This window comes from Trichococcus pasteurii (assembly GCF_900112935.1).
Taxonomy (GTDB): Bacteria; Bacillota; Bacilli; order Lactobacillales; family Aerococcaceae; genus Trichococcus; species Trichococcus pasteurii.
The window spans coordinates 252,620-265,059 of record NZ_FONM01000001.1; the positions used below are offsets into that span (position 1 = coordinate 252,620).

12 protein-coding genes are annotated in these 12,440 nt (G+C 43.4%); 11 read left to right on the forward strand and 1 reads right to left on the reverse strand.

Features of this window, described 5'->3' with window-relative positions; all coding sequences use genetic code 11:
- Positions 1-88 precede the first annotated feature (88 nt).
- The 5 genes from lysS (at position 89) to tuf (ending at position 6,386) form a co-directional block, all read left to right on the forward strand.
- The gene (gene lysS, locus BM184_RS01185) at positions 89-1,567 is read left to right on the forward strand and encodes a lysine--tRNA ligase (protein ID WP_086942422.1); all 1,479 of its coding nucleotides are present in this window, start codon (positions 89-91) and stop codon (positions 1,565-1,567) included.
- A 369-nt stretch (positions 1,568-1,936) separates the two neighbouring features.
- Positions 1,937-2,353, forward strand: coding sequence for a 30S ribosomal protein S12 (gene rpsL / locus BM184_RS01190; RefSeq protein WP_068623373.1), 417 nt, complete (start codon positions 1,937-1,939; stop codon positions 2,351-2,353).
- A 46-nt stretch (positions 2,354-2,399) separates the two neighbouring features.
- Positions 2,400-2,870 (forward strand): 30S ribosomal protein S7, encoded by a 471-nt coding sequence (gene rpsG / locus BM184_RS01195; protein ID WP_068559002.1) that lies wholly within the window; start codon positions 2,400-2,402, stop codon positions 2,868-2,870.
- A gap of 117 nt (positions 2,871-2,987) precedes the next feature.
- Positions 2,988-5,078 carry an elongation factor G gene (gene fusA, locus BM184_RS01200; protein WP_086942423.1) on the forward strand — a complete coding sequence of 697 codons (2,091 nt, stop codon included), beginning with the start codon at positions 2,988-2,990 and terminating at the stop codon, positions 5,076-5,078.
- A gap of 120 nt (positions 5,079-5,198) precedes the next feature.
- A complete protein-coding gene (gene tuf / locus BM184_RS01205; RefSeq protein ID WP_086942206.1) occupies positions 5,199-6,386 on the forward strand; it encodes an elongation factor Tu in 1,188 nt (395 codons plus the stop codon).
- A 365-nt stretch (positions 6,387-6,751) separates the two neighbouring features.
- On the opposite strand, the gene BM184_RS01210 is transcribed toward tuf, so the two are convergent.
- Positions 6,752-8,545: an ammonium transporter gene (locus BM184_RS01210; RefSeq protein WP_086942207.1), complete on the reverse strand. Its 1,794-nt coding sequence runs from the start codon at positions 8,543-8,545 to the stop codon at positions 6,752-6,754.
- Between the two features lie 769 nt (positions 8,546-9,314).
- Between BM184_RS01210 and rpsJ the strand changes: the two genes are divergently transcribed.
- From rpsJ to rpsS, 6 genes are read left to right on the forward strand one after another with little or no spacing between them, the layout of a single operon-like run.
- Positions 9,315-9,623, forward strand: a complete 309-nt coding sequence (gene rpsJ / locus BM184_RS01215; protein ID WP_068623097.1) for a 30S ribosomal protein S10 — start codon at positions 9,315-9,317, stop codon at positions 9,621-9,623.
- Between the two features lie 38 nt (positions 9,624-9,661).
- A complete protein-coding gene (gene rplC / locus BM184_RS01220; protein WP_086942208.1) occupies positions 9,662-10,300 on the forward strand; it encodes a 50S ribosomal protein L3 in 639 nt (212 codons plus the stop codon).
- Between the two features lie 27 nt (positions 10,301-10,327).
- Positions 10,328-10,951, forward strand: a complete 624-nt coding sequence (gene rplD, locus BM184_RS01225; RefSeq protein WP_086942209.1) for a 50S ribosomal protein L4 — start codon at positions 10,328-10,330, stop codon at positions 10,949-10,951.
- Positions 10,951-11,235, forward strand: a complete 285-nt coding sequence (gene rplW, locus BM184_RS01230; protein WP_086942210.1) for a 50S ribosomal protein L23 — start codon at positions 10,951-10,953, stop codon at positions 11,233-11,235. The genes rplD and rplW overlap by 1 nt, the downstream gene beginning before the upstream one ends.
- Positions 11,236-11,269: 34 nt before the next feature.
- Positions 11,270-12,100: a 50S ribosomal protein L2 gene (gene rplB / locus BM184_RS01235; protein ID WP_086942211.1), complete on the forward strand. Its 831-nt coding sequence runs from the start codon at positions 11,270-11,272 to the stop codon at positions 12,098-12,100.
- Between the two features lie 53 nt (positions 12,101-12,153).
- On the forward strand, positions 12,154-12,435 hold the full coding sequence (gene rpsS, locus BM184_RS01240) for a 30S ribosomal protein S19 (protein ID WP_068558985.1): 282 nt from the start codon (positions 12,154-12,156) through the stop codon (positions 12,433-12,435).
- Positions 12,436-12,440: the final 5 nt, after the last annotated feature.

Genomic DNA, 12,440 nt, shown 5'->3' on the forward strand with positions numbered 1-12,440 from the left:
CTTTTATTGGCAATATTAAGAAGATTATGAATCAAGAAGATTTAAGAACGGAGTGACCTCATTGAGTCAAGAAAAACATTCAGAAGAAATGAATGACCAGTTGCTGATTCGCCGTGAAAAAATGCAGACTTTACGCGAAGAAGGCATTGAACCCTTTCAAAATGGTTTTGTAAGAACACATTTATCCGCAACTATCCATCAAGATTTCGATGCTTTTACGAAAGAGGAAATCGAAGCAAAAGAAGAGACCATCGTTTCAGTAGCCGGCAGAATCATGACAAAGCGCGGAAAAGGGAAGGTTGGCTTTGCTCATTTGCAGGACAGCAAAGGCCAAATCCAAATTTACGTGCGCAAAGACGCTGTTGGGGAAGAGAATTATGCAATCTTTAAGCAAGCCGATCTCGGAGACATCATTGGCGTAACAGGCCCGATCATGAAAACCGATGCCGGTGAAGTCACCATCAAACCGACGCAGCTTGTGCATTTGACGAAAGCATTGCGTCCGTTGCCTGACAAATATCATGGCTTGACGAACGTTGAACAGAAATACCGTCAACGCTATCTTGACTTGATCAGCAACAAAGAGAGTTTCAATAAGTTCGTGCAACGCAGCCAGATCATCAGCGAAATCAGAACCTACCTGAACGGACTGGGCTATTTGGAAGTCGAAACACCGACATTGCATAACATGGCAGGCGGAGCTACCGCAAGACCTTTCATCACGCACCACAATGCATTGGACATGGAATTGTACATGCGCATCGCGTTGGAGTTACACTTGAAACGCCTTGTGATCGGCGGCATGGAAAAGGTTTATGAAATCGGTCGCGTATTCCGTAACGAAGGAATCGACACGACCCACAACCCTGAATTCACGATGCTTGAGATGTACACAGCTTATACCGATTTCCACGATGTAATGGAAGTTGTTGAAGGCATCTTTGAGACGGTTACGACAAAAGTCAAAGGGTCCTCAACAGTGGTCTATGACGGAACCGAAATCAACTTGGCTGGACCATACCCGCGCATCCACATGGTTGACGCAGTGAAGTCAGTTACGGGTGTTGATTTCTGGGAACCGATGACGGATGCAGAGGCGCAAGCTTTGGCGGAAAAACACAATGTGCCGTTCACGAAGAATATGACGGTAGGGCACATCATCAATGAATTTTTCGAAGCGTTTGTGGAAGATACATTGGTTCAGCCTACCTTCATCTATGGTCATCCGTTGGCGATTTCGCCATTGGCACGTAAAAATGAAGAAGATCCGCGCTTTACGGACCGTTTTGAAATCTTCATCATGGGCAAGGAATACGGAAACGCCTTTACTGAGCTAACGGATCCGATCGATCAAAGAGAACGTTTCGAAGCGCAAGCGATGGAAAAAGAGCAAGGCAATGACGAAGCGCATGGCGTTGACGAAGACTTCATCGAGGCTTTGGAATACGGTATGCCTCCGACAGGCGGATTGGGCATCGGCATCGACAGATTCGTGATGATGTTGACGGACAGTCAATCAATCAGGGACGTCCTGCTGTTCCCGACAATGAGAAACTTGGAAATCTAACAGTAAAGTAAGGGGCTGCTGCGAATCGCGGCAGCCCTTCTTGTATTTTTGGAGAGCAGCGCGCTCCGATTGTCGGATTTTTCATTCGATTCCGGGTGCACCCGGAATCGAATGAGAAAACTGAAAAAAACGAAAAATATTGCAAATAAAACAAGACAAACTGTTGACGGTCAGAAATATACATGGTATGATTCAAAAGGTGATTTTATACACAGATCCCTGAACATATCTTTCAGTCGTGCTGACTGGTGTATGATAGTCACAGAAAGAATAGTAGGTCGAAATATTCGATTTATTTATTTTTTTAACTAAAAAGGAACCACCTGGATGTGTGGACCTAGCTATCCCATCGAGGAAGGAGGAAAATCAATGCCTACAATCAATCAACTAGTGCGTAAACCTCGCCAATCTGCTATTGAAAAATCAAAATCTCCTGCTTTAGGAAAAGGTTACAATAGCTTCAAGAAATCTCAAACAAATACAAACTCACCTCAAAAACGTGGTGTTTGTACTCGTGTGGGTACAATGACTCCGAAGAAACCTAACTCAGCGTTACGTAAGTACGCTCGTGTACGTCTGTCCAACTTGTTGGAAGTTACAGCTTACATTCCTGGTATCGGACATAACCTACAAGAACACAGCGTGGTGCTAATCCGTGGCGGACGTGTAAAAGACTTGCCAGGGGTACGTTACCATATCGTTCGTGGAGCTCTTGATACAGCCGGCGTAAACAACCGTCTGCAAAGCCGTTCTAAATACGGAGCTAAGAGACCTAAGAAAAAATAATGAAACAATAAACGAAAAAAGAAAAGTTAAGGAAGGAGGAATTTGAATGCCTCGTAAAGGTCCAGTTACAAAACGTGAAGTAATGCCAGATCCGATTTACAATTCTAAATTGGTGACTCGTTTGATCAACCGTATCATGGTTGATGGAAAACGTGGTAAAGCTGCTACCATCTTATATAACGCATTTGAAATGATTAAAGAATCTACAGGAAACGACCCGTTGGAAGTTTTCGAACAAGCTATGAAAAACATCATGCCTGTTTTAGAAGTAAAAGCACGTCGTGTAGGGGGTTCTAACTACCAAGTTCCTATCGAAGTACGTCCAGATCGTCGTATGGCTTTAGGATTACGTTGGTTGGTAAACTACTCTCGTCTACGCGGTGAAGACACTATGGAAGAGCGTCTAGCTAAAGAAATTATGGACGCTGCTAACAACTCTGGTGCTTCAGTTAAGAAACGTGAAGATACACATAAAATGGCAGAAGCTAACAAAGCTTTCGCTCACTACCGTTGGTAAAATTTTCTTGCAAGAATTTTTTCTTGCAAGAAATTTGCTTTATGGTTGCGTAAGTCACCATTTTTCCAATAAAATGGACTTGCAATTACTTTTAAAAGAGAGAGGTGTTTGAAGAAGATGGCACAAAGAGAATTTTCTCTACATAATACGAGAAATATCGGTATCATGGCTCATATTGACGCTGGTAAAACAACGGCAACTGAACGTATTTTGTACTATACCGGTAAAATCCATAAGATCGGTGAAACCCACGAGGGTGCTTCACAAATGGACTGGATGGAACAAGAACAAGAACGTGGTATTACCATCACTTCAGCTGCTACTACTGCACAATGGAAAGGGTATCGCGTAAACATCATCGATACTCCTGGACACGTGGACTTCACTATCGAAGTTGAACGTTCCCTGCGTGTATTGGATGGCGCTGTCGCTTTACTTGATGCACAATCAGGTGTAGAACCTCAAACTGAAACAGTTTGGCGTCAAGCTACAACTTATGGTGTTCCTCGTATCATATTCGCTAACAAAATGGACAAAATGGGTGCAGATTTCCTATACTCTTTAGGCACTCTACACGACCGTCTGAATGCTAATGCGCATCCGATTCAATTGCCGATTGGTTCTGAAGATACATTCAAAGGTATCATCGATTTAGTCGAAATGAAGGCTGAAATCTATGACAACGATGAAGGTACTGAATACCATGAAGAAGATATCCCAGCGGAATATCTTGAAGCAGCTGAAGAATGGCACACTAAATTAGTTGAAGCTGTTGCTGAAACTGATGAAGCCTTGATGGAAAAATATCTTGATGGTGAAGAAATTACGAAAGAAGAATTGAAACAAGGTATTCGTACTGCTACATGTAATGTAGAATTTTTCCCGATGCTTTGTGGTTCTGCTTTCAAAAATAAAGGTGTTCAATTATTGCTTGATGCAGTTATTGATTACCTTCCATCACCATTGGATGTTGCTGCCATCACAGGTACTGACGTAGACACTGAAGAACCAATCGCTGTCCCTGCAAGCGACGAAGCGCCATTTGCAGCTTTAGCATTTAAAGTTATGACTGACCCGTTTGTGGGCCGTCTGACATTCTTCCGCGTATACGCTGGTACTCTACAAAGTGGTTCTTACGTTCAGAATGCCACTAAAGGCAAACGCGAACGTGTAGGCCGTATCCTACAGATGCATGCTAACCACCGTAACGAAATCCCAGAAGTATTTGCTGGAGATATCGCTGCTGCAGTTGGTTTGAAAGATACGACTACAGGAGATACTTTGTGTGATGAAAAGAAACAAGTAATCCTTGAATCCATGGTATTCCCGGAACCAGTTATCGAAGTTGCTATTGAGCCTAAATCAAAAGCTGACCAAGATAAAATGGGTATCGCATTACAGAAACTTTCTGAAGAAGATCCTACTTTCCGTGCTTCCACTAACCCAGAGACTGGTCAAACGATCATCGCTGGTATGGGTGAGTTGCACTTGGACATCATCGTTGACCGTATGAAACGTGAGTTCAAAGTTGAAGCTACAGTAGGTGCTCCTCAAGTATCTTACCGTGAAACATTCCGTCAATCAGTTCAATCTGAAGGTAAATTCGTTCGTCAATCAGGTGGTAAAGGTCAATTTGGTCACGTCTGGGTTGAATTTACTCCTAATGAAGAAGGAAAAGGCTTTGAGTTCGAAAATGCTATCGTCGGTGGGGTTGTTCCTCGTGAATACATCCCTGCAGTTGAAGCTGGTTTGAAAGACGCAATGGAAAACGGTGTGTTGGCTGGTTATCCTTTAGTTGACGTTAAAGCTAAATTGTATGATGGTTCTTACCATGATGTCGATTCATCTGAAACAGCATTTAAAGTTGCTGCTTCACTTGCTTTGCGTAACGCAGCTAAAAAAGCTGACCCTGCAATCCTTGAACCAATGATGGCTGTAGAAATTACAGTTCCTGATGATTATTTGGGAGATGTAATGGGACACGTAAGTTCTCGTCGTGGACGTATCGAAGGTACTGAAGCACGCGGAAACGCACAAATCGTTAAGAGCAGCATTCCATTATCAGAAATGTTTGGATATGCTACAACTTTACGTTCTTCTACACAAGGCCGCGGAACGTTCTCAATGACATTCGATCATTACGAAGCTGTTCCTAAAGCTGTTCAAGAAGAGATCATCAAGAAGAGCGGAAAAAATAGCGAAGAGTAATCTCGCTGTTGCTTAGCTTGTATATTGCTTTTTCGAGCACAAATCGGTATACTTTATACGATAGACGATCAGAGTCTAGACAAATTATAAGCACTCAATATGAGGAGGAAATGATTTAAAATGGCAAAAGTAAAATTCGACCGTTCAAAACCCCATGTTAACGTTGGTACAATCGGACACGTTGACCATGGTAAAACAACATTAACAGCAGCTATCACAACAGTTTTGGCTAAAAAAGGTTTCGCAGAGGCAGCTAACTACGCTGCAATCGACAACGCTCCAGAAGAAAGAGAACGTGGTATCACGATCAACACTTCTCACGTTGAATACTCAACTGAAACTCGCCACTACGCTCACGTAGACTGCCCAGGCCACGCGGACTATGTTAAAAACATGATCACTGGTGCTGCACAAATGGACGGAGCTATCTTAGTAGTTTCTGCTGCTGATGGTCCAATGCCACAAACTCGCGAGCACATCTTGTTGTCTCGTCAAGTTGGTGTTCCTTACATCGTAGTATTCTTGAACAAAGTCGACATGGTTGACGACGAAGAATTATTAGAATTAGTTGAAATGGAAGTTCGTGACCTGTTAACAGAATACGATTTCCCTGGCGACGATGTTCCTGTAATCTCTGGTTCAGCTTTGAGAGCTTTGGAAGGCGACGAGTCTTACGAAGAAAAAATCTTGGAATTGATGGCTGCTGTTGACGAGTACATCCCAACTCCAACTCGTGACACTGACAAACCATTCATGATGCCTATCGAGGACGTATTCTCAATCACTGGACGTGGTACTGTTGCTACAGGCCGTGTTGAGCGTGGACAAGTTCGCGTTGGTGACGAAGTTGAAATCGTCGGTATTGCTGAAGAAACTAAGAAAACAGTTGTTACCGGTGTTGAAATGTTCCGTAAATTATTGGATTACGCTGAAGCTGGCGATAACGTAGGAGCTTTGTTACGTGGTGTTACACGTGAGCAAATCCAACGTGGTCAAGTATTGGCTAAACCAGGTTCAATCACTCCACATACAACTTTCTCAGCTGAAGTTTATGTACTTTCAAAAGAAGAAGGCGGACGTCACACTCCATTCTTCACAAACTACCGTCCACAATTCTACTTCCGTACAACTGACGTAACAGGTGTATGTAACTTACCAGAAGGCGTTGAAATGGTAATGCCTGGCGATAACGTTACTATGGAAGTTGAACTGATCCACCCAATCGCTATCGAAGAAGGAACTAAGTTCTCTATTCGTGAAGGCGGCCGTACTGTAGGCGCTGGCGTTGTAGCTTCAATCTCTAAATAATTTTATTTCAAAATAAAATTTAATGCGATTAAAAAATCCCGAGAGCTTCTGCTCTTGGGATTTTTTTGCGTGGCGTTCCAGTAAGCCGTAAATTGCTAACTGGTGAAAGTCCGCTACAGGCGTGGCAGTGGGACCTGTTAGTGAGTGACAAGGGTGTCCACCGTAAGAGGAAATCTTAAGGAAGTCCCACGCAAACACTAGCACTGACGGACAGAAATTTCATGCGAGGCTGTATGGAGACGGATGAGATTGTGCAACAATACAGAGTCCCATGCTGCACGAATTCAAAAACCATTAAAATTTAGGATACAAGACAAAGAGAAGATCATCGGGGGCTGAACCCGATGATCTTCTCTTTGTCTTGCTTATTCGTTTGGATATTCCAAAGCTTTCTTACCTTCATCACCGGTGCTGACGCGGATGACGTTCTCTACATTATAGATGAAGATTTTTCCGTCACCAATATTGCCTGTATACAATGCTTTTCTGGCAGCATCGACTACCTCTTGGACGGGCACGGTGCTGACGACAACTTCGATGCGGATCTTCGGCAGCAGATCGGCTTCGGTCTCGACGCCGCGGTAATAAGTAGTATGACCCTTTTGCATGCCGTAGCCGAATACGTCGAAAACGGTCATGCCTGTGATGCCGATGTTGTTCAATGCTTTTTTCAGACCTTCAAATTTACTTTCATTCGTGATGATTTCAATTTTGGTGATTTTGTTTTGAGCATCGAAACCGCCTGTTGTTGCGCCGGATGCTTGGTATTCCACAACCACTGATTTGTTCAGGTCATCAAATGATGCATTCGCGAAGGCCAGTTCCGGACCGTTATTCGCGAAAGTGCGCTCTTGGAATTTTTGGAAGGCCGTTCTTAATTCGCCCGGAACAACGGATGGATCAGTATTTGAATAATTGGCATCACTCAAAGCTACTGCAAGACTGCCGTATGCTGTTTCCCCATGGACTGCATAATCCAAACCGATTTCTTCCTCTTCCTCGGAGACGCGCAAGGGCATAAATTGACTGATTAACTTCAACAAGAGATAGGACACAATGCCGGCATATGCAAGTACAGCCAAAATGCTGATGACTTCAGCTATCAAAAGAGAGGCGCTGCCGTCAACCAAACCGCCTTCAATGGCAGGGTTGATGCTGCTTGATGCGAAGATACCTGTTGCGATTCCGCCCCAGATACCTCCGATGCCGTGGCAACCGAATGCATCAAGTGCATCATCATAGTTAAACTTCTTCTTCAGGACGGATACGCCATAGAAGCAGACGATTCCGCCGATGAAACCGATGGCCAAAGCCGAAATCGGGCTGACGAATCCGGCACCAGGCGTAATGGAAACCAGACCTGCAACGATACCGCTGACGAATCCAAGTGCAGTCGGTTTCTTATGGATTATCCATTCACAGATCATCCAGCTGATACCGGCAGTGGCAGCGGCGGTGTTTGTAGTGATGAAGGCATCCAGCGCAATATCGTTGATTGCCAAAGCACTTCCGGCATTGAAACCGAACCAGCCGAACAAAAGAAGGCCGGCGCCAATCATCGTCATCGGGATATTATGCGGCTTGACGGAATCGTGGTTTTTCCTTTTGCCAAGATAAATCGCTGCTACCAGAGCCGAAATCCCTGAACTGATATGGATGACGCTCCCGCCAGCGAAGTCGAGTGCGCCCAGTTCGCGGATCCAACCGCCATTGCCCCAGATCCAATGGGCAATCGGATCATAGACGAAAGTCGTCCATAAAAGGATGAAAGCAAGGAAGGCAGGGAACTTCATGCGTTCCGCGATGCTTCCTGAAATCAAGGCTGGAGTGATGATGGCGAAAGCCATCTGGAACATCATGAAGAGCTGATGCGGGATGGTCGGCGCATAATCGATCGGAGCGAAGCCGACACCGTTGAGCAAGGTGAAGGACAAATCGCCGAAGAATTTCGAGTCGCCTCCGAATACAAAAGAATAGCCGAATAATAGCCATTGGATGGAAACGACTGCGATGGCAGCGTAACTGTGCATCGTCGTGCTGAGGACATTTTTCTTCCGGACCATCCCTCCGTAGAATAGGGATAAAGCGGGTGTCATCATCATGACTAAGATCGTTGCTAGGAAGACGAAAGTTGTGTCTGCATAATTAATGTTCTCCATGTAGATTCTCCTTCTGCTGATAAATTATTTTGTATGACTACTTTGTGATGTCCTTTACTTTACACCCTAAAAAATATAAAAGCATCAAAATGATGACGACTTGCGTCATGAAATATGACATGATCAAGGCGTTATTGCGGCTGAAGGCTGCTCGTGATGCCCTGGCAGCAAAAAAAGGCTAATGCGCGCGCAATAAGTGCTGCGGGGACGTCATAAAATTGATTTAATCATGTAAATCGCGTGAAGATAGCTCACATGGAATAGGTCAACGACAAAAAACGCTGGAATTTGGGCAATATATCAGCAAAAACCATTCGTTTCTCAAAAAGAAAAAACCAGCAAATGCAGTTCGGAAATACTGTTTCTTCTATAATATAGGGAAAGCGATAATGGCAGAGCGGAGAGCCGAAAAGCAAAATGACGATCATAAGGAAGAAACTTTTCCAGTAGGCTTGCAATCTTCTTGCGGATCAGTATAATAGTGAAGGGACAAAATGCTTCATAGTGCGCCGGCAATACTGGTCATTTAGGCAGCAACGGAAATTACAGATTATTTTCAGAAAAGACTTGCTTTAACTGATGTGATTATGTATAATATATTGGTACGGCATTCATGGTTATGAATAATGTATTGGTGACCGTTCAAGCGGGAACCGCAGCTAAGAGACGAGAGGTTGCGACACACCCGGTCGCTTTGTCACGGCGGGTGTGCCGGGGAATTTTCGTGGAGCTAGTCTTATGAATTACATCTGACGAAGGAGGGAACAACATGGCAAAACAAAAAATACGTATTCGTTTAAAAGCATATGAACACCGTGCTCTTGATCAATCAGCGGATAAAATCGTGGAAACAGCAAAAAGAACGGGAGCTACCGTTTCTGGTCCGATTCCATTGCCGACTGAAAGACAACTATACACAGTGATCCGTGCTACTCACAAGTACAAAGATTCTCGTGAGCAGTTCGAAATGCTTACACACAAACGTCTAATCGACATCATCAACCCAACAACAAAAACTGTTGACGCTTTGATGAAGCTTGACTTACCAAGCGGCGTAGACATCGAAATCAAATTATAATCAAACCTATCATATAAAAAACAAACGGAGGTGTTACCATGACCAAAGGAATCTTAGGCAAAAAAGTAGGAATGACTCAATTCTTTACTGCAAACGGTGAGTTAGTACCAGTTACAGTTATCGAAGCTACTCCAAACGTTGTTTTACAGGTTAAAACTAACGAAACAGACGGCTACGAAGCGGTACAACTAGGCTACCAAGAAATGCGTGAAGTATTGTCAAACAAACCTGCTAAGGGTCATGCAGCAAAAGCAAAAACTGCTCCTAAGCGCTTCATTCGTGAATTTAACAATGTTGAGCTGGGAGAATACGAAGTAGGAAAAGAAATCAAAGTTGATATCTTTGAAGCAGGCGACATTGTTGATGTCACTGGTACCACTAAAGGACATGGTTTCCAAGGCGTAATCAAACGTCACGGACAAAGCCGCGGACCAATGGCCCACGGATCACGTTACCACCGTCGTCCTGGTTCAATGGGTGCTGCTTCATTCCCATCCCGCGTATTCAAAGGTAAAAAATTAGCAGGACGTATGGGTAACGATCGCGTTACTATCCAAAACCTTGAAATCGTTATGGTTGACGTTGAGAAAAACGTTATCCTGATCAAAGGCAACGTACCTGGTTCTAAAAAATCATTAATCGAAATCAAAGCAGCTCGCAAAGCTGTTAAAAAATAACAAAAAAAGAGAGGAGGAACGAGAATAATGCCAAACGTAGCCTTATTTAAACAAGATGGAACACAAAACGGTGAAGTAACTTTGAATGAAGAAATCTTTGGGATCGAGCCTAACGAAAACGTTGTTTACGATGCAATCATCATGCAACGCGCTTCATTAAGACAAGGAACTCACGCAGTAAAAAACCGCAGCGCTGTCAGCGGTGGTGGTCGTAAACCATGGAAACAAAAAGGAACAGGCCGTGCACGCCAAGGTTCAATCCGTTCACCACAATGGGTTGGCGGTGGAGTTGTCTTTGGACCAACACCTCGTTCTTACAGCTATAAATTAAACAAGAAAGTTCGTCGCTTAGCTATCAAATCAGTTCTTTCAACGAAAGTTGCTGAAGGAGACTTGATCGTAGTTGAAACATTGAACTTCGACGCACCAAAAACAAAAGAATTTGCAAATGTGTTGAAAAATCTTAACGTTGATACGAAAGTATTGGTTGTTGTAGAAAACGACAACGATTTTGCAGCATTATCAGCACGTAACCTTCCTGGTGTAACAGTCGTTAACGAAACAGGAATCAACGTATTGGATGTTGTTTCAAACAACAAACTGATCTTAACACAAGCTGCTCTTTCTAAGGTAGAGGAGGCTCTTAAATAATGGAAGCAACAGACGTTATCAAACGCCCAATCATTACGGAAGCTTCTATGCTTGCGATGGATGAAAAGAAATATACCTTTGAAGTAGATGTACGTGCTAACAAAACGTTAGTTAAACAATCTGTCGAAGCATTGTTCGGCGTAGATGTTAAAAACGTAAACATCATGAATGTTCGCGGCAAATTAAAACGTATGGGTAAATACAAAGGCTATACGAAAAAACGCCGTAAAGCAATCATCACTTTGACTGAAAATTCTAAAACAATCGAATTATTCGAAAATTAATCTTTTGAAATAATCAAATAGGAGGGGAAAAAACGTGGCGATTAAGAAATACAAACCTACCACAAACGGCCGTCGTAATATGACTGGTTCTGATTTCGCAGAGATCACAAAAACAACACCTGAGAAATCTTTGATCGAACCAATCAAAAGAAAAGCCGGTCGTAACAACCAAGGTAAAATTACAGTTCGTCATCAAGCGGGTGGACACAAACGTGCTTACCGTGTGATCGACTTCAAACGTAATAAAGATGGAGTTATTGGTATCGTCAAAGCTGTCGAGTACGATCCAAACCGCACTGCAAACATCGCATTGATCCAATATGTTGATGGAATCAAAACTTACATTATTGCCCCTAAAGGCATCGAAGTAGGCCAACAAATCGAATCTGGAGTAGGATCTGATATCAAAATCGGAAACGCAATGCCATTGGCAAACATCCCAGTCGGTACTGTTATCCACAACATCGAAACAAAACCAGGCAAAGGCGGTCAATTGATCCGTTCAGCTGGTACAAGTGCTCAAGTACTTGGACAAGAAGGTAAATATACATTAGTTCGTTTGAACTCAAGCGAAGTACGTTTAATCCTTTCAACTTGCCGTGCAACAATCGGTTCAGTAGGTAACGAACAACACGAATTGATCAACATCGGTAAAGCCGGACGTAACCGTTGGTTGGGTAAACGCCCTACAGTCCGCGGTTCTGTAATGAACCCTAACGATCACCCACACGGTGGTGGTGAAGGTAAATCTCCAATCGGACGCAAAGCGCCAGTTACTCCTTGGGGTAAACCTGCTCTTGGTTACAAAACTCGTAGCAAGAAGGCTAAATCTAGCAAGCTGATCGTTCGCGGACGCAAAAAATAATTATCACAACAATAATTGACTGAAGCAACACATAATCGAAAGGAGGCTTCACCATGGGTCGTAGTTTGAAAAAAGGACCTTTTGTCGATGAACATTTAATTAAGAAAGTTGAAGCTGCTCTAGCTAGCGAAAAGAAACAAGTAATCAAAACTTGGTCTCGCCGCTCTACAATTTTCCCACAATTCATCGGTCAAACGATTGCAGTTTATGATGGAAGAAAACACGTTCCAGTTTACATTCAAGAAGACATGGTAGGACACAAATTAGGAGAATTCGCTCCAACAAGAACATACCGTGGCCATGCCGCAGACGACAAGAAAACAGGTCGCCGTTAATTACG